Raw genomic sequence first — 26,640 nt, 5'->3', positions numbered from 1 at the left:
CGAAGGAGGCCATGGTGCGGTGGGAAGAGGTGGCGTCGCCCGTGGCCTCAGGCTCACATCGGCGCGGCGGCGCAGTGCTCGGCGATGTAGGCCGCGTGGTCGGGCATGACGTCCACGCACTTGCCAATCACGGCGCGAACGCTTTCCAGGTAAGCCGCCGTGGCGTCGTCCGACTGCAAACGGGCCAGCGGGTGGTGGCGGCGAGGCAGCAGGTTCTGGCCCTCCAGCACCTGCAACCAGCCCACTTCGGTGAAGAGTTCGTTGTTGAAGCGCACCACGCGGCCGTGGCTTTGGTAGAGCTCGATCTTTTCGCGCAGCGAGTCCGGGATGCTCATGTGCGCGCAGGCCTTCCAGAACTCGGCATCGTCCCGCTGGTTCACGTGGTAGTGCAGGATGATGAAGTCGCGGATGCGCTCGTAGTGGAAGCGGCTGTGGCGGTTGAACTCGTCAATGTCGGCCGCGGCGAAGCCTTGGTCCGGGAAGAAGTCGATCAGTTGCTGCACCGCGGCCTGGATCAGGTGGATGGAGGTGGACTCCAGCGGCTCCAGGAACCCGCTGGACAGGCCGATGGCCACCACGTTCTCGTTCCACGCCTTCCGGCGCATGCCGGTGGTGAACTTGATGGGACGCGGGTCGGCCATGGGCTTGCCGTCGAGGTTGGCCAGCAACGTGGCAGCGGCTTCGTCGTCGCTCAGGAACTGGCTGCAGTACACATGGCCGTTGCCGATGCGGTGCTGCAGCGGAATGCGCCACTGCCAGCCGGCCTGGTGCGCGGTCGAGCGGGTGTAGGGCGTGAGCACCGGCGCCGGCTCACACGGCACGGCCAGGGCGCGGTCGCAGGGCAGCCAGTGGCTCCAGTTTTCGTAACCGGTTTCCAGCGTCTGCTCAATCAGCAGGCCGCGCATGCCGGAGCAATCGATGAAGAGGTCACCCGCCACGCGCTCGCCGCCCTCCAGCACCACCGCCGCAATGTGGCCGGGGTGGGGGCCACTGCCGCGGCGCTCGGCATGGGTGATCTTGCCTTCGGTGCGCCGCACGCCACGCGCCTCGCTCTTGCGGCGCAGGTAACGCGCGTACAGGCTGGCGTCGAAGTGGTAGGCGTAGGTGATGTCGGCCAGCGGCGAGTTCTCGATGTCGGTGCGGGCCGGCATGAACTTGTTGGCCAGCGCCGCCATCCGGGTGATGGAGTACTGCTCCAGCGGTGCCGCACGGCCCACCGAACGCATGCGGTGCCAGTACTGGTCAAACGGCACGGTCCAGAGGTCTTGGCCCACGCGGCCGAACCCGTGCATGTAGCGGTCGCCCTGGCGGCCCCAGTTCACAAACTCGATGCCGAGCTTGAAGGTGCCGTAGGTCTCCCGCAGGAATTCGTTTTCGTCGATGCCCAGCACGCGGTTGAAGCGCTGGATCATCGGAATCGTGGCCTCGCCCACGCCCACGGTGCCAATCTCTTCGGACTCCACCACACGGATGCGGTAGCGGTCGCCCACAACGGCAGACAGGGCGGCGGCCGTCATCCAGCCGGCGGTGCCGCCGCCAACGATGACGATGTCTTGGATCAGGGTGTCAGGCATGGGGAGATATCAACACAAGGAAAAAGACCCCGCGGGCGCGGCGGCTGCGGGGTCTTGGTTCTAACTCAGGAGTGGGGTTCTGCGCGGGAGGCAGAACCCGCAACCGTGCATCAGAACTTGTAGTTCACGCCGAACAGGTAGGTCTTGCCGTACTTGATCGACTCGGTGATCTCGCTGGGCGAGGACGAGTAGCGCTGGAACTTCGAGTTCGTCATGTTGTTGCCCTGAGCCAGCAGCGACAGGCCCTTCAGCCAGCCACTGTCGAACTCGTACGACACCTGCAGGTCGACGATGGACTCGCCCTTGATGAAGGTCAGCTGACGGTTGTCCTGGAAGTCGCTGATTTCGCCGAGGAAGTCCGAACGCTTGCGCTGAGCGACCGCCACTTGCAGGCCGTGAGCCTCGTAGTAGAAGCGGAAGTTCGTCACCTTCTTGGACAGACCCGGCAGCGGGATGGTGACCGGGGTCACGCTTTCCACCGAGAAGCCCGAGGTCGGCAGTTGCACCGAGCTGCTGGTGCTGGAGTGGTTGACCTGCACGCCAAAGCCATCCAGCCACGAGCTGACCATCGACAGCGGCACGTTCAGAGCCAGTTCGATGCCCTTGATGTTGCCGCCGGTGCCGTTGATCGGCTGGTCCAGCAGACCCATCGTGGAGCCCTTGTACGGGCCGGTTTGCGGCAGCGGCGTGGCAGCGCCCACGTATTGCTTGAAGTCGAAGACCGTCGGCACGCGCAGGATGTAGGTGTCCAGCTTCTTGTAGAAGCCCGCCACGCTCAGGTAGCCCTTCTTGCCGAAGTACTTTTCGTACGACAGGTCCAGTGCCGTGGCCTTGAACGGCTTCAGCTCCGGGTTGCCGCCGCTGCCGGTCAGGATGGGCGTGCCAGAGTTGTTCAGGCTGAAGCCCAGGCTGGCGCGCATGTCACCCATGTTCGGGCGCGACAGCACCTTGGCGGCGGCCAGGCGAACCACTTGGTCGTCGCCCAGGTCGAAGCCCACGTTCAGGCTGGGCAGCACGTCGGTGTACGACGTGCCACGGCCCACGGTGGCGCCCGGGCAGGTGGCGGCGGTGTTGCCGGTGCAGGTGGTGCGGTCGACGTTGAAGCCGGTGGATTGCTGGTCGGCGTTCACAATCTGCAGACCGGCGTTGCCACGGTAGTGCAGGCCGAACAGCTCGCCGTCCAGCTCACCCTTGGCGTAGCTGGTGGTGACCTTTTCGGTGACGGTCCAGTCCTTGTTCAGGATGTCGGCGTCCACCTTGCGGCCCAGCTCATAGATCGAACCCAGCGAACCACGCGGATCCCAGGACACGACTTGCAGGCCGGTGGTGCCAGCAATCGCGGTGCCCGAGCCCGGCACGGCGGCCACGCCGTAGGGGTCGCCACCCTTGATGACCAGACGGCCTTCCTGGGTGGTGCGGACCTTGTCGCGCTTGGTGTAGTTCACGCCGAACTCGGCAGCGGCAATCGGGCCGAAGCTCAGGTCGGTGCGAGCGGCAGCGCGGAACGAGCTGACCTTGTCTTCCACGTGCGGCAGAGCCACGTAACCGGCCTGCGGCGAGCTGGCGCCACCGCTCCAGCCGTTCACGTCCGTCAACTTGGCGACCGCGCGGTCGGCGTAGTTCAGGCTGGTGCTGTACTTCACGCTGGTGAAGTTGCCGCCGTCAAAGCCGCTCCAGCTGATGCTGCCCAGGTTGGGGTTGCTCTGCGGGCCAGGCTGGCCGGCGGTGGTTTCGTAGCGCGAGCTGTCACGCGTCACCTTGGACTGCGAGATGTCGCCAATCAGCGTCCAGTCGGACACCTTCAGCTTGTTGTTCCAGCCCCAGGAGGTCAGCTTGTCGTCGCCGCCTTCAACGTGGTTGCGAACCACGCCCTTGTAGTTGGACAGCGTACCGGCCGACACCACGCCGTTGCCCAGCGTGTAGTTGGTGATGACGCCCACGGGGTCGTACGCACCGTTGTCGTTGCCGCCGATTGCGCCTTCCAGACCGGTCTTCTTCAGACCGAAGGTGCCCTTGGAGCGGAAGAAGTCCAGCGTGGACTCGAAGTCCTTGTTGGGCTTGAACTGGAACGTGGCCATGGCGCCGTCGCGCTGAGCCGTGCTGCTTTCGGTGTCCGCCGTGAAGCCGCCTTGCACCTTGTACTTGGTGGTGCCGCACACGATGGTGGCGTCGGTCTTGGCCATGTCAGCGCACTGACCTGCACGGGCCAGCGGCGAGCCGGTGCCCTTGGTGGTGACCCAGTCGTCGACGTTCCAGCCGCCCCAGGAGTTGAACTTCTGTTGGTCAGCGCCCTCTTCCTTGAAACGAACCAGGCCCAGGGCCACACCCACGGTGCGGTCGAAGAACTGGTCGACGTAAGACAGCGAGGTGCGGTCGCCCGTGCCTTCACCGGCGCCCGAGGACACGCCCGTGCGCTGGTTGCGGCGGTTCACGGCGATGGTGCGCTTGGCGAAGTCCAGCGGACGTGCGGTGCGCAGGTCGATGGTGGACGCCAGGCCTTGACCCACGAGTTGGGCGTCCGGCGTTTTGTAGATGACGACCGAGCCCAGCAGTTCGGAGGGGTACAGGTCGAATTCCACGCCACGGCTGTCGCCGCTGGAGGCTTGCTCGCGGCCGTTCAGCAGCGCGCCGTTGAAGTCGGGCGACATGCCGCGCACGCTGACGTTGCTGGCCTTGCCGGTGGACTTGTTGCGCTGCGAGGTCACGCCGGGCAGACGCGACACCGATTCCGCGACGCTGGCGTCGGGCAGCTTGCCGATGTCTTCGGCGGAGATCGCTTCAACGATGGAGTCGTTGTTCTTCTTGACCGAGATCGCGTCTTCGATGCCCTTGCGGATACCGGTGACGGTCACGGTTTCGAGTTGCTGAGGCTGTTGCTGCGCGGTGGCGGCAGCGGCCGCGATCAGCAGCGTGCAGCCCACGGCCACCTGGCTGATGCGGAAGGACACGGCGCCACTGGCGGCACGCTTGTCTTGGCTCAAGGTCATGGATGTCTCCTTGGTTTATGGAAATCGGCTAGGCCCGCGCGGCCGCATCTGGCTCGGCGCAGCTTGGACGGGGCGAGAACCCAACGTCTCGAACGAGTTTGTATCAAAACTAGATTTCCAACCACACTTACGTAAACCCTAGACGTTGCGCGAAAGCGACCGGATTTCGAGTCGAAACCGAGGGTTTGCCCGAGTTGGTTTGGTGAAAACGAGGGGTCTGATCGATTTGAATGCCCTCGAGTGGCGCGATTCTGTAGCGCAACTACATGGCCACACAAGGTGCGGCAACAGCTCGACGCATGCGCCCAAAACAAGCCACATGCAAGCCCCGCACGCCACCCGTTGCCGCAAGGCGACAGCGAAGTGCGGCGTGTCAGGCCCACAAAAGGTCGGTAAAGAAAAAAGGGGCGCCGCGATGTGCAGCGCCCCTTGAAGGAGCTCACGGCCGGCGCGGCAGGCGCCGGACCAACGAACGTGTCAGCTGTCGGCCTGCTCCAGCGCCAAGGCGGCCCCAGACAGCGCCGCCAGCGTGTCGGTGATCAACGCGGTGGGAATGCCGGCCAGGAACCCCTGGAAGCGCCCCTTGGCCTCGAACCGGCGCCGGAATTCCGACTGGAAGAAGCGCTCGCCCAGGCGCGGCACGATGCCGCCGCCGATGAACATGCCACCCCGTGCGCCCAAGGTCAGCGCCACATTGCCGGCAAACCCGCCGAGCATGGCGCAGAACACATCCAGCGTGCGGCTGCAGGCCGCCGACTCGCCCGACAAACCGCGCGCCACGATGTGCTCCGGGGCGAGCGCCGAAACATCCTCGCCCTGCCCCAGCACTGCCGCCACCGAGCGGCACAACACCGGCAGGCCGATGCCCGACAGGAAGCGCTCGGCCGACACGTGCGGGAACTCGCGGCGCGCAGCGCGCAGCACATCGCTCTCGAAGTCATCCCCCGGCGCCAGCGTGGCATGGCCGCCCTCACCCGGCACCGCCAGCCAACGGCCGGGGGCGCGAATGACGCCGCCCACGCCCAAGCCCGTGCCGGGGCCGATGACGGCCATCACCGTGCCAGCGGCCACATCCCGCGGGGCGAGCCGCGCGCCATCCCAACTGCGCAGCTGGTCACCCGACAACTTCGGCAGCGACAACGCCTGCGCCTCGAAATCATTCAGGCACAGCAGGGTCTGCAAACCGAGGTCTTGCTGGGTTTGCGCGCGGGAGAAGCTCCACGCGCCATTGGTGAGCTCGATCCGGTCGCCATCCAGTGCCGTGGCCAAGGCGAACGCCGCGCTGCGCGGCGCTGGGGTGTCCGCTGGCCGGCCTGCCAGATAGGCACGCACCGCCGCCGCCGGGCCGGCGTGCGCGGCCACCGGCAGCACGCGCACGTCTTCCACCGCAGCGCCCGGGCCTGCCACCGTGCCGAACCGGGCGTTGGTGCCGCCCACGTCCGCCACCAACCAGGGGTAGGCGGCCGTCATGCTGCACACCCCTTCAACAGTTTGGGCAGTGCGGCGGGGAAGGTTTTGATAAACGTTCTGATGGAAAACACGGGAAGAAATAGAAAATCTGCGTCAATTCGGACGGTAGCAAAACTACAGGTTTTCCACAATCCACAACCGCCCTGACGCCAAACCCAGCGACACCGGAACCGGTTCCAGTTTGCCGATTCCCCAGGGAGAACACGCTGTCACGCCGCCTGTAGTGAAGCTACAAACTCCTTTCGCACCAGCCGGCCGCAGGGCGCAGGCCCTGGGTTCGCCGGGCCGCACTCAGGCCTGCTGAATAATCCGCCGTCCCTCGTTCCCGCCGTTTCCGGTAGCGCTCATGCCCCGTTTTGACAGCCCCCGACTGCTTGCCGATATTGGCGGCACCTACGCCCGGTTCACGCTGGAAATCGGCCCGGGTGAATTCACGCAGACGGCGTCGCTGCGCTGCGCCGACCATGCCGACTTCCAAACCGCGGTGCAGGCCTACCTCTCGGGTTTGAGCTGGCAAGACGGCGGGCCCCAGCAAATTGCCCATGCCGCGGTGGCCATCGCCAACCCCGTGGAAGGCGACCGCGTGCGGATGACGAACTACCACTGGCAGTTCTCCATCGACGACATGCGCCAGCGCCTGGGCCTGGACACGCTGGTGGTGGTGAACGACTTCACCGCCCTGGCCATGGCCCTGCCCCGCCTGGCGGAGGTGGATGTGCGCCAGGTCGGCGGCGGCCAAGCCCGCCGGCCCAGCGTCATCGGCCTGCTGGGTGCGGGCACGGGCCTGGGCGTGTCGGGCCTGATTCCGGCGGGCGAAGGCTGGATTGCGCTGGGCACCGAGGGCGGCCACGTCAACTTCGGCCCGCGCGACGAACGCGAGATGGACATCCTCAAGTTCGCCTGGAAGACGCTGGACCACGTGTCCTACGAGCGACTGATTTCCGGCCCCGGGCTGGAACTGATCTACCGCGCCCTGGCCGACCGCCACGGCCGCACCGTGCAGCCGCTGACCGCGCCCGCCATCACCCAGCAGGCCTTGGACGAGCAGGACGCCCTGTGCCTGGAGACGCTGGAGGTGTTCTGCGGCCTGCTGGGCACCGCCGCGGCCAACCTGGCCGTGACGCTGGGCTCGCTGGGCGGCATTTACATCGGCGGCGGCATCGTGCCGCGCCTGGGCGAGTACTTCGACCGCAGCCCGTTCCGCGAGCGCTTTGAAGACAAGGGCCGCTTCCGGGACTACGTGGCCGCCATTCCCACCTTCGTCATCACGGCCGAGAACGCCACGTTCAAGGGCGCGTCGGCCATTCTTGAAAACCAGCTGCGCAACCTGCAGGCGTCGCCGGGTTCGGCCATCCTGGGCCAGATCCGCCGCGCGCGCAGCGAGCTGTCGCCGGCGGAACTGCGCGTGGCCGACCTGGTGCTGGCCCAGCCGCGCTCGGTGCTGAACGACCCGATCGCCGAAATCGCCCGGGCCGCCGGCGTGAGCCAGCCCACGGTGATTCGCTTTTGCCGCTCGCTCGGCTGCGAGGGCCTGTCGGACTTCAAGCTGCGCTTGGCCTCGGGCCTGACCGGCACCGTGCCCGTCACGCACACGCAGGTCAACACCAACGACTCCATGCTGGAGTTGGGCGCCAAGGTGCTGGGCAACACCGCCAGCGCCATCCTGCAGGTGCGCAGCCACCTGAACCGCGACACCATCGACCGCGCCACCGACATGCTGCTGGCCGCCAGCCGCATCGAGTTCTTTGCGCTGGGGCACTACAGCGTGGTGGCGCAAGACGCGCAGTTCAAGTTCCTGCGCTTCGGCATGCCCTGCGGCGCCTACACCGACCCGCGCCTGCAACTCTTGGCCGCGGACGTGCTGCGTGAGGGCGACGTGGCCGTGGTCATCAGCAGCGGCGGCCGCCTGCCCGAACTGATCAGTGTGGTGGAGAAGGCCCAGGAGCGCGGCGCCAAGGTGGTGGCCATCACCGCCAGCCAGAGCCCGCTGGCCAAGAAGGCCGATGTGACGCTGATCGTCGACCACATCGAAGACATCGCCACCCACCTGCCCATGGTCAGCCGCATCCTGCACCTGCTGGTCATCGACATCCTGGCCGTGGGCGTGGCCATGCGCCGCAGCCCCGACAGCATCGCGGCCCTGACCGGCGGCCCCGAAGATGAGGACACCAAGCCCGCCCGCACGGCCATGGCTGCACCCGGCGTGAGCACCGCGTCGCCCCTGGCGCGGCTGACCTCGCACAGCCGCTGAAGCGCGGCTCCGCACCGCCCCAGCCCAGAGGGCGTGCATGACTTTTGCCAACACGCCCGCGCCACTGAACCATGCGCGGGCGCCGAGTGCGGGCCCGAACGTCGGCACCGCGCCACCGTCGACCTGTTGGGCTTGAACCCCGACGTCCTGGGAGGGACATGAAAGCTGCCTCTGTTCTGAAACGCTGGCGCCTGCGCCTGATCGTGTTGGCCGTGGTGGTGGCTGGTGCCGCCGCTTGGTGGTTCACCCGCACGCCGGCCGCGCCGCCCGCGCCGCCGAGCGGCGTGGTGGCCGTGGCCGATGTGACCCAAACCGCGCAAGCCGCGGGCGTGCTGCAAGCCAAGACCAAGGTGGATGTGGGCGCGCAGGTCAGCGGCCAGGTGCAAACCATCCACGTGGAACTGGGCCAGCAGGTCAACAAGGGCGACCTGCTCGTGAGCCTGGACCCCGAACTCGCCCGCAGCGACGTGGCCCAGGCTGAAGCCGCCGTGGCCCAGGCCAGCGCGGCCCTGGACAGCCGCCGGGTGGACGCCGAGGCCGCCCGCCGCGAACTGCAGCGGCAGCAGCGCCTGTTGGCGGGCCAGGCCACGGCCGGCGTGGAGGCCGAGCGGGCCGAGGTGGAACTGGCCAAGATCGAGGCCGACCTGCGCGGCCAGGCCGCCAACCTGAAGCGCCTGCAGGCGGAGTTGGACAAGCGCAAGGTCAACCTGTCGTACACCCGCATCACCGCGCCAATGGCGGGCACGGTCGTCAACCTGCCGGTGCAGGTGGGCCAGACGCTGATTTCCGTGCAGATCACGCCCGTCATCGTGACGCTGGCAGACCTGGACACCATCACCGTGCGCACCAAGGTGCCCGAGGCCGACATCCAGGCGGTCAAGGTGGGTCAAACCGCCCGCTTCACCACGCTGTCGGGCGAAGGCCAGCGCTACGAGGGCAAGGTGCGCGTGATCCAACCCGTGCCCGAACGCGTGGGCAACGCGGTGTTCTACAACGTGCTGTTCGAGGTGGCCAACCGCGAGCGCACGCTCTTCAGCGACATGACCGTGCAGGTCGACATCGAGACCGGCGCGGCCAAGCAGGTGCTGACCATGCCGGTGGTGGCCCTGGGCGAGCGCGGCAAGGATGGCCGCTTCACGGTGCAGGTGCTGGATGCCGCCAACAAGCAGACGCCCCGCCAGGTCAAGGTGGGCCTGCAGGACGGCGCCAAGGTACAGGTCCTCGACGGCCTGAAGGCTGGCGAGAAGGTGCTGCTGGCACCGCCGAGCGCGGCGGATGCGGCGGCATCGGGTGCCAGTGCTGCCAGCAACTGAGCATGACTCGCTTCGCTCCGACCTGCCGCGGCTTGACGCCACGGCCCAGCCGGGATTTCGGCCCGGCGGCCGACTCACTTTCTTGCGCGCGCAAGAAAGTAAGCAAAGAACGCGCCCCTGCAAAACCGCCCGGCGGAGCCGGGTTCCCTGCGATGCTCGAAGCCCAGGGCCGCGCCGAACTCACTTCGCTACGCTCCGTTCAAACAGGCGGCGCGAAGTCAGTCCTTGATGCGCGCTGCGCGCGCGCCCCGGGCTTCTGCGCTTCTCGGCGGTTTAGAAGGGGAGCCCCCGAACGGCAAACAGCCGAAATCCAACAGCCAAACCCGCACGCCGGCTGGCGCTGGCTGTTCATTCACCCCCCTTTTAGCGTCGCCGAGGAGCGCAGCGGCTTGCAACCGCGAGCGCAGCTCGCCTCAACTTCTGACTCCGCACGGTTGTTTGAGCGCAGCGTAGCGAAGCGAGTTCCGGGCGGGGTTGCAAGCTGCGAGCACCGCAGGGAAGCCCGCTGCGAAGCAAAGGGCCGACGCGGTCAGGGGCGACTTTTTGCCTTCTTTTTGGTCGCTCAAAAAGAAGGTCGCTCGCCGGGGCGAATTCCCGGCATCGCACTCGCCACAAGCACCCTCTCGCCGGAGGCCAACGAATGCCTCTGATCGAACTGAAGGACGTCGCCCGGCACTACCAACTCGGCGAAATCGACGTGCCCGCGCTGGATGGCGTCAGCCTGTCCATCGAGGCCGGCGAGTTCGTGGCCATCATGGGTCAGTCGGGCTCGGGCAAGAGCACGCTGATGAACGTGCTGGGCTGCCTGGACAACCCCACGCGCGGCAGCTTCCACATCGACGGCCAAGACGCCGGAACGTTGGGCGCGGACGAACTGGCCGCCCTGCGCCGCGAGCGTTTCGGCTTCATCTTCCAGCGCTACCACCTGCTGCCCCACCTGGACGCCCGCGGCAACGCCGCGCTGCCCGCCGTGTACGCCGGCGTGGGCGTGGGCGCCCGGCTGGCTCGTGCCCGCGCGCTGCTGGAGCGCCTGGGCCTGGGCGAGCGACTGCACCACCGGCCCAACGAACTGTCCGGCGGCCAGCAGCAGCGCGTGTCCATTGCCCGTGCGCTGATGAACGGCGGCCAGATCATCCTGGCCGACGAACCCACTGGCGCGCTGGACTCCGCCTCTGGCGCTGAGATGCTGCGCCTGCTGCGCGAGCTGCACGAGCGCGGCCACACCATCATCCTCGTCACGCACGACGCGGCGGTGGCCGCCCACGCGCGCCGGGTGATCGAGCTGAAAGACGGCAAGGTGGTGGCCGACAGCGGCACCCCGCCCGACCACACGCCCGTGCCGCCTCAGCTCAGCGATGCGCCGCCAGTGCACCAGGGCGGCCGGTTGCGCCGGCTGCAAGTGCAGTGGCGCGAAGCCGTGGCCACCGCGCTACTGGCCCTGCGCGGCAACCGGCTGCGCACGGCGCTGTCGATGCTGGGCATCAGCATCGGCATCGCGTCGGTGGTCAGCATCGTGGCGCTCACGAGCGCGGCGCGCGACTCCATCGAGACCGACCTCAGCAGCCTCATCTCCGGCCGCATTCCGGTGTGGCGGGGCAACCCCGGCCTGCCGCCGGGCGCGGTGCCGCAGCCGTTCCGGCCGCATGAAATCGACTCCCTGCGCGCCCTGCCCGGTGTCAAGGGCGTCACCCTGAACCGGCAAATGCAACTCACGGCCCGTCACCAGTCGCGTGACGCCATGCTGGAAGCCGTGGGCGGTGACCCCAACACGCTCAAGGCCCGCAAGCTCAAGCTGGTGCAGGGCCGCTACTTCAACGCGATGGACTTCGAGACGCGCAGCCAGGTGGCGGTCATCGATGAAAAGTCGCGCGATGCGCTGTTCAAGAAGGGCGAGTCGCCGCTCGGCCAACTCGTCTTCGTGAACCCGATGGGCGGCATGGGTGACGCGGCCGTGGCCCAGCCCGGCATGCCGCCGCCGCCCACGGCCGCCCTGCCGTTCACGGTGGTGGGGGTGGTGGCGTCCGAGGGTGGTGCCTTCAGCTTCGGCAGCTGGCTGGGGCAGTTGTACTTGCCGCAAACCACCTTCGCCCGCAAGCTGGATGCGCGCGCCGATGTCGACAACTTCGACGTGCTGCTGGACCTGACGGTGCCGCCACAGCAGGTGCGCGAGCAGATCGTGCACCGGCTCAAGGCCTTGCACGGCCGCGAGGACTTCGGCACCTGGAACGGCGAAGAAGAGTTCCGAAAATTCCAGGGCGTGACCAGCGCCATGGCCGCGCTGTTTGCCGGCGTGGCGGCGATCTCGCTGCTGGTGGGCGGCGTGGGGGTGATGAACATCATGCTGGTGTCGGTGTCGGAGCGCACGCGCGAGATCGGCATCCGCATGGCCATCGGCGCGCGGCAGGCCGATGTGCGCCTGCAGTTCCTGATCGAAGCGGTGGTGCTGTGTTGCCTGGGTGGCCTGGTGGGCGTGGCCCTGAGCTGGCTGGCCGCACAGGCGGTGAATGCGGTGCAAACGCACCTGCACGTGACCGTGAGTTGGGCCGCACTGGGCGTGGCGTTTGCGGTGTCCAGCGCCGTGGGGCTGGTGTTCGGCACCCTGCCCGCCCGCCGCGCCGCCGCGCTGAGCCCGGTGGACGCCCTGGCCCGGGAGTGATGCACATGAAAACCTTGTCCTTCCCCCAACGCACCGGCTTGGCCCGCGTGCCCCGAGCCGCACTGGCCGTGGCCGCCCTGGCTTTGGCCGGCTGCGCGCAAAACCAGCCCGTGGCAACCGCGTCCAGCGCTGCGGCGCTGCCCGACGCGTGGGCGTCCCCGAGTGGCCCGCAGGCGCTCGACTGGGCGGGCCTGCTGGACCCGCAACTCGCCGCCCTGCAAGCCCGTGCGATGGCTGCCAACCGCGACATCCAGCTGGCCGCGCAGCGCTGGAAGCAGGCGCAGCTGCTGGTGGCCCAAAGCCAGCAACGCTGGACGCCCAGCGCCAGCCTCTCGGCCAACGCCAGCCGCCCGGTGCAGACCCAAAGCACCACGCGCAATGTCGATGTGGGCGGCATCACGGTGCCCGTCACCACCTCCACCGGCTGGAGCCGCAGCTACGGCGCATCGCTGGGCGTGGGCTATGAAATCGACCTCTGGGATCGCCTGGCCCTGGGCACCGCCGCGCAACAAGCGCAGGCCGACGCGGCGCGCGCTGACATCACCGCCGCCCGGCTGGCCATTCGCAACGAGGTGGCGCAGACCTACTGGACGCTCGCCGCCCTGCAAGCCCAGCAGCCGCTGGCAAAGGCGCAGCGCGATCTGACGCAAGAAATGCTCGGCCTGACCCGCCAACGCGTGCGGGAAGGCAAGCTGCTGCCGGTGGAGCTGGACCGCATGGCCGTGAGCCTGCAAGCCGCCGAAAGCCGCCTGGCCGACCTGGCCGCCGACACCCAATTGCAACGCCAGGTGCTGGCCCTGCTGCTGGACGAAGCACTGACGCTGCCCGCCCCGGCGGCCACGCTGCCGTCCGGCGAGCCGCCCCGCTGGCGGCTCGCCGCCCCGGCAGACGTGCTGGCCCAGCGCCCCGATGTGCAGCGCGCACGGCTGGCGGTGGACGCGGCCCTGGCCCGCCTGCGTGTCAGCGAAGCCGAGCGCTACCCGCGCCTGAGTTTCTCGGCCGGCCTGAGCACCGGGGGCACCACGGTCAGCGACTGGCTGGCCCAGCCCCTGGCCTCGTTGGCCGGCAACCTGGTGGTGCCGCTGATCGACTGGCAGCGCCTGGCACTGCAGCGCGACGGCGCACGCAACGAGCTGGACACCGCGGCCCTCTCGCTGCGCGACACGCTGCAAAAGGCCCTGGCCGACATCGAAACCCAACGCATCGAAGCCGAACGCGCGGCGCAGCAACTGCAGGCCAATGTCGGCCGGCTGCGCGAGGCCACCGAGAACGAGCGCCTGGCCGCGCTGCGGCTGGAGGTGGGCAGCATCAGCCGGCTGGACTGGCTGCAAACCCGCAGCGCCTTGCTCGATGCTCAGCAAACCGCGCTGCGTCTGCGCCTGGCGCAGTGGGTGCGGCAGGCGACGCTGTTCAAGGCGCTGGGGGCCAGCTGACAGCTTCGCCGCCGGGCTTGAATTACGCTGGCGCCATGCATTCCAAGTTCGAATCCCGTCGCCGCACGCTGCTCGGCGCCGCCGCAGCGGCCGGCCTCGTGACCACCCTCACCGCCCTCACCGTGCTGAGCGCCCCCGCAGCGGCCGCCGCCACGCCGGTGCAAGGCTACAAAGTGGTCAAGGCCTACCCGCACGACCCGAACGCGTTCACCCAGGGCCTCTTCTTCCATGAGGGCGTGCTGTACGAAAGCACCGGGCTACACGGCCGCTCCAGCATCCGCCGTGTGGAGATTGAAACCGGCCAGGTTCAGCAAGGCGTGGGCCTGCCGGACGAGTTCTTCGGCGAGGGCATCACCCTCTGGGGCGACCGCATCGTGGCCATCACCTGGCAGGAGCAGACCGCCTTCGTGCTGGACCGCAAGACGCTCAAGCTCTGGCGCAAGTTCAACTACCCCGGCGAGGGCTGGGGCATCACGAACAACGGGCAAGAGCTCATCATGAGCGACGGCACGGCGGAGCTGCGCTTCCTGGACCCGGCCACCTTCAAGGAACTGCGCCGCGTGCGCGTCACGGCCGACGGCCGGCCGGTGGACCAGCTCAACGAGCTGGAGTGGGTGGACGGCGAGGTGTACGCCAACGTCTGGCAAACCGACCGCATCGCCCGCATCGACCCCAAGACCGGCCATGTGCGCGGCTGGATCGACCTCACCGGCCTCATGCCCCAGCGCAACGGCCGCGGCGACGATGTGCTCAACGGCATCGCCTACGACGCCAAAACCAAGCGGCTGTTCGTCACCGGCAAGCTCTGGCCCCAGCTGTTCGAGATCCGCCTGACACCGGCACGCTGAGCGCGCGGTCGACACGCCCAAAGAAAAAGGGCGCACTGACGAGCGCGCCCTGAGGATCTGCTGATTGACCTGACCGGGGCTTTCGTCCCGGCGGCCGGCGATCAAAACGCCGCGATGCCCGTCTGCGCGCGGCCCAGGATCAGCGCATGGATGTCGTGCGTGCCCTCGTAGGTGTTCACCACCTCCAGGTTCACCAGGTGGCGGGCAATGCCGAACTCGTCGCTGATGCCGTTGCCGCCCAGCATGTCGCGCGCCAGGCGGGCGATGTCCAGGCTCTTGCCGCAGCTGTTGCGCTTCATGATGGAGGTGATTTCCACCGCGGCCGTGCCCTCGTCCTTCATGCGGCCCAGGCGCAGGCAGCCTTGCAGGCCCAGCGTGATTTCGGTCTGCATGTCGGCCAGCTTTTTCTGAATGAGTTGGTTGGCCGCGAGCGGCTTGCCGAACTGCTGGCGGTCCATCACGTACTGGCGTGCGGTGTGCCAGCAGTCTTCGGCCGCCCCCAGGGCGCCCCAGGCGATGCCGTAGCGGGCGCTGTTCAGGCAGGTGAACGGGCCCTTGAGGCCGCGCACCTCGGGGAAGGCGTTTTCCTCTGGCACGAACACCTTGTCCATGACGATTTCGCCGGTGATGGACGCCCGCAGGCCCACCTTGCCGTGAATCGCCGGAGCGCTCAGGCCCTTCCAGCCCTTCTCCAGCACAAAGCCGCGAATTTGGCCGCCGTCGTCCTTGGCCCAAACCACGAACACATCGGCCACCGGGCTGTTGGTGATCCACATCTTGCTGCCGGTCAGCTCGTAGCCGCCGTCCACCGCCCGGGCGCGCGTGACCATGGAACCGGGGTCGGACCCGTGGTTGGGTTCGGTCAGGCCGAAGCAGCCGATCCACTCACCCGTGGCCAGCTTGGGCAGGTACTTGCGCTTGGTGGCTTCGTTACCGAACTCGTGGATGGGCACCATCACGAGGGACGACTGCACGCTCATCATCGAGCGGTAGCCCGAGTCCACGCGCTCCACCTCGCGGGCGATCAGGCCGTAGCACACGTAGTTCAAGCCTGCGCCGCCGTACTCGGTCGGGATGGTGGGGCCCAGCAGGCCCAGCTCGCCCATCTCACGGAAGATGGCCAGATCGGTCTGTTCCTTGCGGAAGGCTTCCAGCACACGGGGGCGCAGGCGGTCGGTGCAATACGCGGCGGCGGCGTCCCGCACCATGCGCTCGTCGTCGGTGAGCTGGGCGTTCAGCAGCAGCGGGTCGTCCCAGTGAAAGCTTGCCTTGGGGGCCATGTTCGAGTCCTCGTCTCAAGCGCGCCACGCAGCAGGCGCACGGTCGGTGAATGGCCTGCAGTATTCCGCGCCGCTCGATTCGTGTCCAATTCAAGAAAGCACTTCGACAATACGCACAACCTATGGATGCCCCGCTGCGCGCTTTGGAGTTCCGTCACCTGCGATGTTTTCTGGCCGTGGCAGAGGAGCTGCACTTCGGCCGTGCCGCGCAACGGCTGGCGATTTCTCAACCGCCGCTGTCCGTGGCGATCCAGCAGCTGGAAGCCACCGTCGGTGCCCGGCTGTTCGACCGCGACAGCAAAGGCGTGCGCCTGACGCCCGCCGGCCAGGCGTTCCGCAGTCGCGCCACGCAGCTGCTGGCGCAGGCCGAAGACGCCTGCGCGCTGGCGCGTGAGGTGCAGGCGGGCGAGGTGGGACGGCTGCGGCTGGGGTTTGTCGGGTCCACCCTGTTCCACGGGCTGTCGGCATGGCTGCAGGCCTTTCAGGCGGCGCACCCCAAGGTGGAGGTGATCGTCGTCGAGCTGAACTCGCAAGACCAGATTGACGCCCTGCTTGCGCAGGAGCTGGATTTGGGCCTGCTGCACACGGACCGGTTGCCGCCGGCCCTGGCTTGTGAGCCGCTGTACGCGGAGCCCTTTCTGGCGTGCCTCCCGGCCGACCATCCGCTCGCGGGCGAGGCCCGCATCGCCCTGGCAGACCTGAGTGACGAGCCCTTCATCCTGTTCTCGCGCAAAGGCTCGCCTGAATACCACGCCCGCATCGTCGACATCTGCCGCCAACAAGGCTTCTACCCACGGTTGCAGCACGAGGGGCGGCACTGGTTGTCGGTGGTGTCGCTGGTGGCCCAGGGGCTGGGCGTGAGCCTGGTGCCGGCCGCGTTCGAGCGTGCGGGCGTGCAAGGCGCCCGGTTCCGGCCCTTGACGCAGGCCTTGGCACCGTCCAGCGTGTTCGCGGCCTGGCGCCGTGACGGGGCCAACCCACTGCGCGAGACCTTTCTGGCGGCGCGCCCTGCGCGGCCGTGAAGCCGGCCGGCCCCAGACGCAGTTGGTTTTAACCGACACCACAACCCCGCGGCCACAGCTAAGGTGCCGGCCGCCATGACAACACCCCAACGCTCCGACGCCCCGCGCCGCCTCTGGGACATTTCGCCCACCGTGGCGCCCGAAGCGCCGATCTTTCCCGGCGACGAACCCTATGCCCTGCGCTGGACGGCGCAGCTCTCGCCGGGTTGCCCGGTCAACCTGAGCGCCCTCACGATGTCGCCCCACGTCGGCGCGCATGCCGACGCGCCGCTGCACTACGCCAACGACGCGCCCGCCATTGCCGATGTGCCGCTGGATACCTACCTCGGCCGCTGCCGCGTGATCCACGCCATGGGCGCCGCACCGCTCATCACCGTGGACCACCTGCGCCACGCCGAGGCCGACCTGCCCCCGCGGGTGCTGGTGCGCGTGTGTGAGCGGGCTGACACGGTGTGGAACTCGGCGTTCACCGCCTACGCCCCGGAGGCCATTGCCTGGCTGGCCGAGCGCGGCGTTCGCCTCATCGGCATCGACACCCCCAGCGTGGACCCCGCCGACAGCAAGACGCTGGACAGCCACCAACTGTTGAGAAAGCACGACCTGCGCGTGCTGGAGAACCTGGTGCTCGACGAAGTGCCCGCCGGGGACTATGAATTGATCGCTCTGCCACTCAAACTCCAAGGCGCCTGTGCCAGCCCGGTGCGCGCCATCCTGAGGGACCTGCCATGAACCTTGACGACGCTCAGCGGCTTGACGCTGCCGACCCCCTGCGCAACCTGCGCGAGCTGTTCCAACTGCCCGACGGCATCACCTACCTGGACGGCAACTCGCTGGGCGCTCTGCCCAAAGCCACACCGGCCCGCGTGGCCCGTGCGGTGGAGCAGGAGTGGGGCCAGGGGCTGATCAAGAGCTGGAACTCGGCCGGCTGGATCGACCTGCCGCGCCGGCTGGGTGACCGCCTGGCCCCGTGGCTGGGCGCCCGCCCGGGCGAGGTGCTGGTGGCCGACTCGACCTCCGTCAACCTCTACAAGGTGCTGCACGCGGCCCTGCAACTGCAGCAGGGGCAACGCCGCATCATCGTCAGCGAGCGAAGCAACTTCCCCACCGACAACTACATCGCCCAGAGCGTGGTGCGCGCCCACGGGGGCGAATTGCTGCTGGTGGACAGCCCGGAAGACATCCCGCCGCTGCTGGACGAGCGCTGCGCCGTGCTGATGCTGACGCACGTGAACTACCGCACTGGCCGCATGCACGACATGGGCCTGCTGACCCGCTGGGCGCAGCAAGCCGGCGCGCTGGCGGTGTGGGACTTGGCGCACAGCGCCGGCATCGTGCCGGTGGACCTGCTGGGCTGCGCGGCGGACTTCGCCATCGGCTGCGGCTACAAGTACCTCAACGGCGGCCCCGGCGCACCGGCCTTCGTGTGGATGCACCCGCGCCATGAGGGCCAGGTGTTCCAGCCCCTCACCGGCTGGCTGGGCCACGCCCACCCGTTCGATTTCGACACCGAGTACCTGCCCGCCCCCGGCATCCAGCAGTACCAGTGCGGCACGCCGCCGGTGCTGGCCATGACGGCGCTGGACACCGCACTCGATGTGTACGACGCCGCGCAAAAGCTCGGCGGCATGCGCGCCCTTCGGGCCAAGTCGCTGGCCTTGACCGAGGCCTTCATGGCCGCCATCGACGCCCGCGTGCCGGAAGCCGTGATCCACACCCCGCGCGACGCCGCCGTGCGGGGCTCGCAGGTGTCGCTGTCGTTGCCCGAGGGCGTGGACGGCTATGCCGTGATGCAGGCGCTGATCGCCCGCGGTGTGATCGGCGACTTCCGCGCTGGCGTGCCCGAGCTGCTGCGCTTCGGTTTCGCGCCGCTCTACAACCGCTTTGCCGACGCCGTGCATGGCGCCGAAGTGCTGGCCGACATCCTGGCCACCAAGGCCTGGCAAGCGCCCGAATTCACCAACCGCAACTCAGTGACCTGAACGTGACCCAGCCCCTGGACCATCATGGCGCGCAGCTCGATTTCTCGCGCGATATGAGCTACGGCGACTACCTGCAGCTCGACGCCATCCTCAACGCCCAGACCCCGCTCTCGCCCGACCACAACGAGATGCTCTTCATCGTGCAGCACCAGACCTCGGAGCTGTGGATGAAGCTGATGCTGCACGAGCTGCAGGCAGCCGTGGCGAACGTGGCCGGTGACCGGCTGCCCGAGGCCTTCAAGATGCTGGCGCGGGTGTCGCGCATCATGGAACAGCTCGTCCACGCCTGGGACGTGCTGGCCACCATGACGCCGCCCGAGTACAGCGCCATCCGGCCTTATCTGGCCAAAAGCAGCGGTTTCCAGAGCGCGCAGTACCGGCGCATCGAGTTCATGCTGGGCAACAAGAACCCGGCCATGCTCAAGCCGCACGAGCACCGGCCCGAGTTGCTGACGCAGGTGCAGGCCGCGTTTGAAGCGCCTTCGCTATACGACGAGGTGCTGCGCCTGATGGCCCGCCGCGGCATTGCCGTGCCCCCCGAGCACCTGCAACGCGACTGGACGCAGGCGCACACCGCGGCCGAAGGCGTCAAGGCCGCCTGGCTCACGGTCTACCGTGACCCCACCGCCCACTGGGACCTGTACCAGATGGGCGAGGAGCTCGTGGACCTGGAAGACGCTTTCCGCCTCTGGCGCTTCCGGCACGTGACCACGGTGGAGCGCGTCATCGGCTTCAAGCGCGGCACGGGCGGCACGGGCGGCGTCAGCTACCTGCGCAAGATGCTGGACGTGGTGCTGTTCCCGGAGTTGTGGGCGTTACGAACGGAGCTCTGACGCTCAAAACTTAAGATGGCGGCTTTCCTGTTGACCGGGCCCACAAGGCCCCCACCAAGGCCCGAACCATGGACAGCCGCACCCACGAAACCCGCCTGCGCATCGAGCGCCTGCGCGATGCCATGACCCAAGCGGGCGTGCACGCCGTGCTCGTGCCCTCCAGCGACCCGCACCTGTCGGAGTACCTGCCCGAGCGCTGGCAAGGCCGGCAGCACTTCTCGGGCTTCACCGGCTCGGTGGGCAGCCTGGTGGTGACGGCGGACCGCGCGGCGTTGTTCGCCGACAGCCGCTACTGGGCGCAGGCCGAAGCCCAACTGGCGGGCAGCGGCATTGACCTGGAAAAGATGGCCAGCGGCGCGTCCACGATCTACATCGACTGGATCGCCAAGGCGCTACAGCCCGGCCAGGCGCTCGCCGTGGACGGCCAGGTGCTGGGCCTGGCCCTGGCCAACACCCTGCGTGCGGCGCTGACGCGCGCCGGCATCCAGTTGCGTGCTGACCTGGACCTGCTCACCTCGGCGTGGGACGACCGCCCCGGCCTGCCCACCGAGCCGGTGTACGAGCACCTGCCGCCCCAGGCCGCCGTGACCCGCGCGGCCAAGCTGGCCCAGGTGCGCCAGGCCATGGGCCAGGCGCAGGCCAGCCACCACCTCATTTCCACCGTGGACGACATCGCCTGGCTGCTGAACCTGCGCGGCAGCGATGTGGAATGCAACCCGGTGTTCATCGCCCACCTGCTGCTGGACGCGCAGGGCGGCCAGTTGTTCGTGGGAGAAGGCAAGGTCAGCACCGAGCTGGCCGCGCGCCTGGCCGCTGACGGCATCCGTGTGGCGGCCTACGACCAGGCCCGCCCCGCGTTGGCCGCGCTGCCCACCACGGCCCGGTTGTTGGTGGACCCGCGCCGCATCACCCTCGGACTGCGAGAAGCCGTGCCGGCCGCCGTGCCGGTGGTGGAGCAGATCAACCCCAGCACGCTGTTCAAGAGCCGCAAGACGGCCGCCGAGGCCGAGTTCATTCGCGAGGCGATGGCCGAAGACGGCGCCGCCATGTGCGAGTTCTACGCCGCCTTCGAGGCCTCGCTGGCGCGTGGCGAGGCCTGGAGCGAGCTGGATGTGGACACCCATCTGAGCGCCGCCCGCCGCCGCCGCGCCGGCTTCGTAGGCTTGAGCTTCTCGACCATTGCCGGCTTCAACGCCAACGGCGCCCTGCCCCACTACCGCGCGCTGCCGGAATCCTTCGCCCACATCCGCGGCGACGGCCTGCTGCTGATCGACTCCGGCGGCCAGTACCTCGGCGGCACGACCGACATCACCCGCGTCTGGCCCATCGGCCAGGTCAGCGACGCGCAGCGGCGCGACTACACGCTGGTGCTCAAAGGCACGATCGCGCTGTCGCGCACCCGCTTCCCGCGCGGCACGCTGAGCCCGATGCTGGACGCCATCGCCCGCGCGCCGCTGTGGGAGCACGGGCTGGACTACGGCCACGGCACCGGTCATGGCGTGGGCTACTTCCTGAACGTGCACGAAGGCCCGCAAAGCATCAGCAAGGCGATCCCCGACGCCACGATGGCGATGGAGCCCGGCATGGTCACCTCCATCGAGCCGGGGCTGTACCGGCCGGGCCGCTGGGGCGTGCGCATCGAGAACCTGGTGCTGAACGTGGCGGTGCACACACCGGAGCAGAACGCCTTCGGCGAGATGCTCGCGTTCGAGACGTTGACGCTGTGCCCCATCGACACGCGCTGCATCGACCGCAGCGTGATGCGCGCCGACGAACTGGCCTGGCTGAACGACTACCACGCCACCGTGCGCGCCCGCCTGGCGCCGCGCCTGCAGGGCGATGCGCTGGCCTGGCTGATGGCGCGCACCGAGCCGCTGGCGGCCTGAGTGTCCGGCGCCACGGCCTGACTCGGTGCCCGTGCCCCAGCCTCCGCCGGCCGGCCCGCGCGGCATGCCCCTGGACACGGTGGATGCCGTCGTCATCGGCGCCGGCGTGGTGGGCCTGGCCGTGGCCCGCGCGCTGGCCCAGCACGGCCGGCAGGTGGTGATCCTGGAAGCGGCATCACAGTTCGGCACCGGCATCTCCTCGCGCAACAGCGAGGTCATCCACGCCGGGCTGTACAACAGCCCGCACAGCCTTAAAACCCAGCTGTGTATTGAGGGGCGCGGCCTGCTGTACGCGTACTGCGAGGCCCGCCACATTCCCCACCGCCGCTGCGGCAAGCTGGTGGTGGCCACCCGCACCCAAGACCTGCCACGCCTGGAAGCCTTGGCTGCCGCCGGCGCGGCCAACGGGGTGGACGACCTGGCGCTGTTGCCCGCCGAGGCCGCCATGGCGCGTGAGCCGGCCTTGCGCGTGACCGGGGCGCTGTGGAGCCCCAGCAGTGGCATCGTGGACAGCCACGCGTTGATGCTGTCCTTGCTGGCGGATGCCGAAGCGGCGGGCGCCGTGCTGGCCCTCAACAGCGCAGTAACCGGCGGCGGCGCTGACGGCACGGGCTGGTGGCTGGAGGTGAGCGGCACCGCCCAGCTGCGCGCCACCACGGTGGTGAACGCAGCCGGTTTGTTCGCGGCGCAGGTCAGCGCAGCCCTCGGCGTGCCCGCGCCCGAGCTGCGCTTTGCCCAAGGTCACTACTTCGCCCTGCCCGGCCGTGCGCCCTTCCGGCATCTGGTGTACCCGCTGCCGGTGGAAGGCGGCCTGGGCGTGCACCTGACGCTGGACCTGGCCGGCCAGGCGCGCTTCGGCCCGGACGTGCAATGGCTGCCCACGCGCGACCCGGCCTCGCTGGACTACCGCGTGGACACCTCACGCCGCCCAGCCTTTGAAGCGGAGGTGCGCCAGTACTGGCCCGGCCTGCCCGAAGGCGCGCTGCAGCCGGCCTACAGCGGCATCCGGCCCAAGCTGAGCGGCCCCGGCGAGCCCGCGGCCGACTTCCGGCTGGACGCCGACCGGCCGGGCCTGATCCAGCTGCTGGGCGTGGAGTCGCCCGGCCTCACGGCCAGCCTGGCCCTGGCGGACTGGGTGGCTGCCCGGGCGGGTTGATCGGGCGGGTTGATCGGGCGGGTTGATCTGGCGGGTTGAGGCGCTCAGGCCGTCAGGTCAACGCTGGTGGCGGTGCCGCTGGTGCTGCTGCCATCGCTGGTGCCATCTGTGGGCTGGAGCCAGTGGCGGCTGATCTGGTCGTACAGCTTTTGCGCCAGGGCGGCGATGTCGGCATTCACACCGCGGGTTGCGCTGCCGCTGCTGTTGGCGGCGTCCGCTCCGCCCGCCTTGGCCAGCTCCTTGAGTTCACCGGCCAATCGCTCCAGCTGCGACACGGTGCCGTCGTGGTTGGTGTCCAGCGGGTCTTCTGCCGAGGTGGACGAGGTTGCCGATGTGGATGAAGACGCTGTCGAAGAAGACGCGGACGATGCCCCAGACACCGCACCCCCACCCGGGGGGGGGCCACCGGCCGGCGGCCGCGGCGGCGGGCCACCGGCACCCTGCACCCCGGCCTGCATGCCCGCCTGCGCCTCGGTCTCCTTCGGACGCCCAGCCTCGAACTCAGCCCGCGACAGCTGGCCGTCACCGTCGGTGTCCAGCGCTGCAAAGGCGTCGTTGTCGCCGTCTGCGTCACTGTCACTGGCCAAACGGCTCTGGGCAAAGTCCAGCGTGGACGACGGCGGCGGCATCAAGTCCCGCAGGCCTTGCTGCAGCTCGTCGCTGGAGACCTCGCCGCTGCCATCTTTGTCCAACGCATTCAGCAACTCCGTGCCGTCGCTGTCCACCCCGGCCTGCTTCAGCACCGACGACAGCTCGGACGCATCGACGCCGCCACTGCCGTTGGTGTCCAGCTGCGCGAATCGCTTCGCCTCCTGTTCCGCACGCCGCGACGCGACGGTCTCCCAGTTGCGGGCCTGGCCGCCCAAACCACTGATCGTGCTCATGCTCACTCCTTCGGTTGCCTTGAGGTCGCCCGCCCCGTGCGGGAACGAAAGGCATTGTTCGAAGGGTGCGTAAGCGCTCTGTCGCTGGCGTGTGTCGAGCCGGACACGAAGCGGCTTGCGTTCATCGAAACAGTCGGCCGTTTCCGGCGCTGTTCAACGCATGCACGCAACCAGAACGTTATGACACCTCAGATGGCCAGCGCCGCGTCCACCGCCACGCCGGCCGCTCGCGGCCACAACGCAAGGCCGCCGCGCAAGCTGAAGGCCTGCGCATGCCCCAGGCGCCGCAGCGCCCGCGCCGCCTGCGCACTGCGGCTGCCACTGCGGCAGAAGAACACCACCGGCCCCTGGTTGGCGTTGCGCAACCAGCGCGGCAAGGCTTCCGGCAAGCGGGACAGCGGTACGGCCTGCATGGCCGCGGCGTCATCCGGCCAAGGCACGTTGCCCAGGCGCTGCTCGTACGCCTCCCGCACGTCCACCAGTTGCAGGTTCGGCTGCGCCTGCAGCCACTGCAGCAAGTCGGCAGGCGACAGGTCCCGGGCTGCCGCTTCGCAGCGCGCCCCCACCTGAGCGCCGCACGCCACAGTTTGGTAGGCGGTCAGGCCCAGGTTCAGCTCCAGCTGGGCCTTGGCCGCGGCAAAGGCCTCGGCGCCCATCTCGCCAGACAGCACCGCCGCGAGCAGCGGCTGGGCCGCGATCTCCACGCCCAACGTGGTGGCGAACTGGTCGTCGTAGTCGTGAGCCGGCAACAGCAAGGTGTCCAGCCCCACCGCGTCTCGCAGCGTGCACAGGCTGCCGGCGAAGGCCTTCGGCGCACTCTGTGCAAAGTCGCTGCGCCCGAGAGCGCCGGGCAACACGGTGTCGCCCACGAAGGCCAATTGCAGCGTGCCGTGCACGTGCAGCAGCAGGGTGTGCGCGTCAGCGGTGTGGCCGGGTGTAGGCAGGCGCGTCAAGCGGCGCGCCCCCAGCGTGAGCGCTTCCGCCCCAACCGGCCAGCCCAGGGCGTCGATCGGTGCGCCCGTCATGTTGGCCACGCCGACCGAGTCGCGCAGCTCGCCCGCCGAAGAGGCGTGGTCGCCATGGCTGTGCGTGTCCAGCACCGCCACCAAGGTGTAGGCCTGACAGGCCAGCCACTGCGCCAGCCGCTCGGTCAGTTCGGGCAAGGGGTCGATCACCACCGCCTGACGGCTCGCCGCATCTGCCAGGAGGTAGCAACACGCGCCGTCCACCACGAAGCGGGTCAACCCGTCGGCCGGGGCGCCTTGGCCGGGCACGGTGGCGTCCAGGCAACTCTGGCGCAGCGATTCGCCACACACGCGGATGCGCGCACAGGCCTCGTCCACGAACCGGGCATCCACCACCGGGCCGAACGACAGCCGCACGCTGCCCGCCGCCTGCGCCTCCGGCAGACCCATGGCCTGCAACACTGGACTGGGCTGGGCCTTGGCCGCACTGCAAGCCGAACCACCGCTGACGTGCACCTCGGCAGCATCGAACAGGTCCAGCAGCAGCTTGGAGCTCAGCCCCGGCACCGAGAAGTTCAGCGTGGTCGGCAGGCACCGTTCCAGCGGCGCGTTGAACACCAGGCCCGGAAACGCCTGCTTCAGCGCGGCGGCGAGTTGATCGCGGTAGCGCACCAACTGGTCGTGCGGCTGGAAGGTGACGCCGTCCTCCAGCGCAGCGAGCACGGCGCCCAATGCGGCGATGCCAGACATGTTCTCGGTGCCGGCGCGCAAGGCGCCCTCCTGGCCGCCGCCGGTCAGCAACGGCGTGAACGGGGCGCCCTCTCGAACGTAAAGCATGCCGATGCCCTTGGGCGCGTAGAGCTTGTGCCCGGAGAACGGGGCGTAATCGATGCCGCGCTCTGCCAGCCGCAGCGGCATCTTGCCCAGCGCCTGCACACCGTCCACCATCCACAGCGCCGGGCTGCCTTGCAGGGCCTGCGCAATGCCGTCCAAGTCGCTGATGACGCCGGTTTCGTTGTTTGCCGCCATGGTGCACACAAGTGCGGCCCGTGGTGCGTGTTGGCGCAGCCAGACCAGGTCATGGCGCCCGTCACTGCCCACAGGGATGGCCAGCACCTCGAGGTTCAAACCGAGCAGCGCATTCCAGTGCCGCAGGGCTTCTGGCACGGCCTTGTGCTCGGTGGCGCCGTACAGCAGGCATTGCCACTGCAACCCGCGCTCACGCGCCGAGTGCAGGGCCGACACAACGGCCGTCTGGATGCCCTCGGTGGCGCCGCTCACAAAGAGCAGTTGGCCCCGCTCGGCGCCCAACACGCGCCGCGCGCGGGCCCGCACGTCATCCACCCAGGCACGCGCCTTCAAGCCGGTGCTGTGCACGCTGCTGGGGTTGCCAAAGTCTTCCGCCATCACTGCCAGGGCGGCTTGGCGGGCCTGGGGCAGCACCGGCGTGGTGGCGTTGGCGTCGAGATAGATGTCCATGGGCGGCTTGCAGAAGAACGGTGCGCCATTGTTGGTCGCCGCATGCAGAATTCACGACTCAAGTTGTGCGACTTCACCCGCTTCCACGCAACTTCATTCTTCAAATGAGCCTTTCCGCAAAATTGGATTCCATCGATCTGCGCATCCTGGATCTTCTGCAGCAGGATGCCACGCTGCAGATTGCAGACATTGCGGCGCAGGTGGGCTTGTCGGCCACCCCGTGCTGGCGGCGCATCCAGCGGCTGAAGGACGCGGGCGTCATCACCCGGCAAGTGGCCTTGCTGGACCCGCAAAAGGTGAACGTCGGCGTCACCGTGTTCGTGTCGGTGCGAACGAACAACCACACCCAGGCCTGGCTGGAGGAATTCCGGGCGGCCGTGCAGGCCATTCCGGAGGTGGTGGAGTTCTATCGGATGAGCGGCGAGGTGGACTACCTGCTGCGCGTGGTGGTGCCCGACATCGCCGCGTACGACCGGGTCTACAAGCGGCTGATTGCCAGCACGCCGCTGCACGACGTGAGCTCCAGCTTTGCGATGGAAGAGCTGAAGCTCACAACCGCACTGCCGCTCAGCTACGTGCAGTGAGCGGCCGCCGGTAGGTCCCGGTTCGAGCGCTTGAGGTCAG

General features: G+C 68.6%; 18 protein-coding genes. 12 read left to right on the top strand and 6 right to left on the bottom strand.

The features are described 5' to 3' along the window. Positions 1-53: 53 nt before the first annotated feature. The 3 genes from ACG01O_RS10285 to glk form a co-directional block, all read right to left on the bottom strand. Positions 54-1,574 (bottom strand): tryptophan halogenase family protein, encoded by a 1,521-nt coding sequence (locus ACG01O_RS10285; RefSeq protein ID WP_394384106.1) that lies wholly within the window; start codon positions 1,572-1,574, stop codon positions 54-56. 110 nt (positions 1,575-1,684) lie between these two features. Then, complete coding sequence (locus ACG01O_RS10280; RefSeq protein WP_394384105.1) at positions 1,685-4,561, bottom strand: TonB-dependent receptor; 2,877 nt, start codon at positions 4,559-4,561, stop codon at positions 1,685-1,687. A 477-nt stretch (positions 4,562-5,038) separates the two neighbouring features. Continuing rightward, positions 5,039-6,031 carry a glucokinase gene (glk, locus tag ACG01O_RS10275; RefSeq protein WP_394384103.1) on the bottom strand — a complete coding sequence of 331 codons (993 nt, stop codon included), beginning with the start codon at positions 6,029-6,031 and terminating at the stop codon, positions 5,039-5,041. Positions 6,032-6,377: 346 nt separating this feature from the next. Between glk and ACG01O_RS10270 the strand changes: the two genes are divergently transcribed. The 5 genes from ACG01O_RS10270 to ACG01O_RS10250 all read left to right on the top strand — a co-directional run bounded on the left by ACG01O_RS10270 (position 6,378) and on the right by ACG01O_RS10250 (position 14,532). Further along, positions 6,378-8,282 (top strand): glucokinase, encoded by a 1,905-nt coding sequence (locus tag ACG01O_RS10270; RefSeq protein WP_394384101.1) that lies wholly within the window; start codon positions 6,378-6,380, stop codon positions 8,280-8,282. Positions 8,283-8,440: 158 nt separating this feature from the next. Further along, a complete protein-coding gene (locus ACG01O_RS10265) occupies positions 8,441-9,595 on the top strand; it encodes an efflux RND transporter periplasmic adaptor subunit (protein WP_394384099.1) in 1,155 nt (384 codons plus the stop codon). A gap of 640 nt (positions 9,596-10,235) precedes the next feature. After that, the gene (locus ACG01O_RS10260; protein ID WP_394384098.1) at positions 10,236-12,251 is read left to right on the top strand and encodes an ABC transporter permease; all 2,016 of its coding nucleotides are present in this window, start codon (positions 10,236-10,238) and stop codon (positions 12,249-12,251) included. Positions 12,252-12,256: 5 nt separating this feature from the next. Next, entirely contained in the window at positions 12,257-13,684 is a 1,428-nt protein-coding gene (locus ACG01O_RS10255; RefSeq protein ID WP_394384096.1) for a TolC family protein, read from the top strand. Positions 13,685-13,719: 35 nt separating this feature from the next. Further along, positions 13,720-14,532 (top strand): glutaminyl-peptide cyclotransferase, encoded by an 813-nt coding sequence (locus tag ACG01O_RS10250; protein WP_394384094.1) that lies wholly within the window; start codon positions 13,720-13,722, stop codon positions 14,530-14,532. Positions 14,533-14,633: 101 nt separating this feature from the next. On the opposite strand, the gene ACG01O_RS10245 is transcribed toward ACG01O_RS10250, so the two are convergent. Then, entirely contained in the window at positions 14,634-15,812 is a 1,179-nt protein-coding gene (locus tag ACG01O_RS10245; protein ID WP_394384092.1) for an acyl-CoA dehydrogenase, read from the bottom strand. A 143-nt stretch (positions 15,813-15,955) separates the two neighbouring features. Between ACG01O_RS10245 and ACG01O_RS10240 the strand changes: the two genes are divergently transcribed. The 6 genes from ACG01O_RS10240 to ACG01O_RS10215 all read left to right on the top strand — a co-directional run bounded on the left by ACG01O_RS10240 (position 15,956) and on the right by ACG01O_RS10215 (position 22,688). After that, positions 15,956-16,834, top strand: coding sequence for a LysR family transcriptional regulator (locus ACG01O_RS10240; protein WP_394384220.1), 879 nt, complete (start codon positions 15,956-15,958; stop codon positions 16,832-16,834). Positions 16,835-16,909: 75 nt separating this feature from the next. After that, the gene (kynB, locus tag ACG01O_RS10235; protein WP_394384091.1) at positions 16,910-17,563 is read left to right on the top strand and encodes an arylformamidase; all 654 of its coding nucleotides are present in this window, start codon (positions 16,910-16,912) and stop codon (positions 17,561-17,563) included. Then, positions 17,560-18,813 (top strand): kynureninase, encoded by a 1,254-nt coding sequence (gene kynU / locus ACG01O_RS10230; protein ID WP_394384087.1) that lies wholly within the window; start codon positions 17,560-17,562, stop codon positions 18,811-18,813. Before kynB ends, kynU begins: the two co-directional genes overlap by 4 nt. A 53-nt stretch (positions 18,814-18,866) precedes the next feature. Next, positions 18,867-19,646, top strand: a complete 780-nt coding sequence (kynA, locus tag ACG01O_RS10225) for a tryptophan 2,3-dioxygenase (protein ID WP_394384218.1) — start codon at positions 18,867-18,869, stop codon at positions 19,644-19,646. Between the two features lie 68 nt (positions 19,647-19,714). Next, positions 19,715-21,532, top strand: coding sequence for an aminopeptidase P family protein (locus tag ACG01O_RS10220; RefSeq protein ID WP_394384085.1), 1,818 nt, complete (start codon positions 19,715-19,717; stop codon positions 21,530-21,532). A gap of 64 nt (positions 21,533-21,596) precedes the next feature. Beyond that, a complete protein-coding gene (locus ACG01O_RS10215) occupies positions 21,597-22,688 on the top strand; it encodes an NAD(P)/FAD-dependent oxidoreductase (protein ID WP_394384216.1) in 1,092 nt (363 codons plus the stop codon). A gap of 44 nt (positions 22,689-22,732) precedes the next feature. Here the strand turns inward: ACG01O_RS10215 and ACG01O_RS10210 are convergent, their stop codons facing one another. Together ACG01O_RS10210 and ACG01O_RS10205 are read right to left on the bottom strand one after the other, a co-directional pair. Next, entirely contained in the window at positions 22,733-23,572 is an 840-nt protein-coding gene (locus ACG01O_RS10210; RefSeq protein ID WP_394384083.1) for an EF-hand domain-containing protein, read from the bottom strand. Positions 23,573-23,760: 188 nt separating this feature from the next. Beyond that, a complete protein-coding gene (locus ACG01O_RS10205) occupies positions 23,761-26,016 on the bottom strand; it encodes an aminotransferase class V-fold PLP-dependent enzyme (RefSeq protein ID WP_394384082.1) in 2,256 nt (751 codons plus the stop codon). 104 nt (positions 26,017-26,120) lie between these two features. Here ACG01O_RS10205 and ACG01O_RS10200 point away from each other — a divergent pair, with 104 nt between their 5' ends. Continuing rightward, positions 26,121-26,600 (top strand): Lrp/AsnC family transcriptional regulator, encoded by a 480-nt coding sequence (locus ACG01O_RS10200; protein WP_394384081.1) that lies wholly within the window; start codon positions 26,121-26,123, stop codon positions 26,598-26,600. Positions 26,601-26,640 lie beyond the last annotated feature (40 nt).

The organism is Pelomonas baiyunensis (genome assembly GCF_043555935.1).
Lineage (GTDB): Bacteria > Pseudomonadota > Gammaproteobacteria > Burkholderiales > Burkholderiaceae_C > Pelomonas > Pelomonas baiyunensis.
Note: the sequence above shows the minus strand (reverse complement) of the source record. Positions and strands in the feature narration are given on the sequence as shown.

What these genes read in the sequence shown, in the direction of transcription:
- ACG01O_RS10285 (WP_394384106.1), bottom strand. Translation starts at nt 1,574, where the DNA reads ATGCCTGACACCCTGATCCAAGACATCGTCATCGTTGGCGGCGGCACC.
- ACG01O_RS10280 (WP_394384105.1), bottom strand. Translation starts at nt 4,561, where the DNA reads ATGACCTTGAGCCAAGACAAGCGTGCCGCCAGTGGCGCCGTGTCCTTC.
- glk (WP_394384103.1), bottom strand. Translation starts at nt 6,031, where the DNA reads ATGACGGCCGCCTACCCCTGGTTGGTGGCGGACGTGGGCGGCACCAAC.
- ACG01O_RS10270 (WP_394384101.1), top strand. Translation starts at nt 6,378, where the DNA reads ATGCCCCGTTTTGACAGCCCCCGACTGCTTGCCGATATTGGCGGCACC.
- ACG01O_RS10265 (WP_394384099.1), top strand. Translation starts at nt 8,441, where the DNA reads ATGAAAGCTGCCTCTGTTCTGAAACGCTGGCGCCTGCGCCTGATCGTG.
- ACG01O_RS10260 (WP_394384098.1), top strand. Translation starts at nt 10,236, where the DNA reads ATGCCTCTGATCGAACTGAAGGACGTCGCCCGGCACTACCAACTCGGC.
- ACG01O_RS10255 (WP_394384096.1), top strand. Translation starts at nt 12,257, where the DNA reads ATGAAAACCTTGTCCTTCCCCCAACGCACCGGCTTGGCCCGCGTGCCC.
- ACG01O_RS10250 (WP_394384094.1), top strand. Translation starts at nt 13,720, where the DNA reads ATGCATTCCAAGTTCGAATCCCGTCGCCGCACGCTGCTCGGCGCCGCC.
- ACG01O_RS10245 (WP_394384092.1), bottom strand. Translation starts at nt 15,812, where the DNA reads ATGGCCCCCAAGGCAAGCTTTCACTGGGACGACCCGCTGCTGCTGAAC.
- kynB (WP_394384091.1), top strand. Translation starts at nt 16,910, where the DNA reads ATGACAACACCCCAACGCTCCGACGCCCCGCGCCGCCTCTGGGACATT.
- kynU (WP_394384087.1), top strand. Translation starts at nt 17,560, where the DNA reads ATGAACCTTGACGACGCTCAGCGGCTTGACGCTGCCGACCCCCTGCGC.
- kynA (WP_394384218.1), top strand. Translation starts at nt 18,867, where the DNA reads ATGAGCTACGGCGACTACCTGCAGCTCGACGCCATCCTCAACGCCCAG.
- ACG01O_RS10220 (WP_394384085.1), top strand. Translation starts at nt 19,715, where the DNA reads ATGGACAGCCGCACCCACGAAACCCGCCTGCGCATCGAGCGCCTGCGC.
- ACG01O_RS10215 (WP_394384216.1), top strand. Translation starts at nt 21,597, where the DNA reads ATGCCCCTGGACACGGTGGATGCCGTCGTCATCGGCGCCGGCGTGGTG.
- ACG01O_RS10210 (WP_394384083.1), bottom strand. Translation starts at nt 23,572, where the DNA reads ATGAGCACGATCAGTGGTTTGGGCGGCCAGGCCCGCAACTGGGAGACC.
- ACG01O_RS10205 (WP_394384082.1), bottom strand. Translation starts at nt 26,016, where the DNA reads ATGGACATCTATCTCGACGCCAACGCCACCACGCCGGTGCTGCCCCAG.
- ACG01O_RS10200 (WP_394384081.1), top strand. Translation starts at nt 26,121, where the DNA reads ATGAGCCTTTCCGCAAAATTGGATTCCATCGATCTGCGCATCCTGGAT.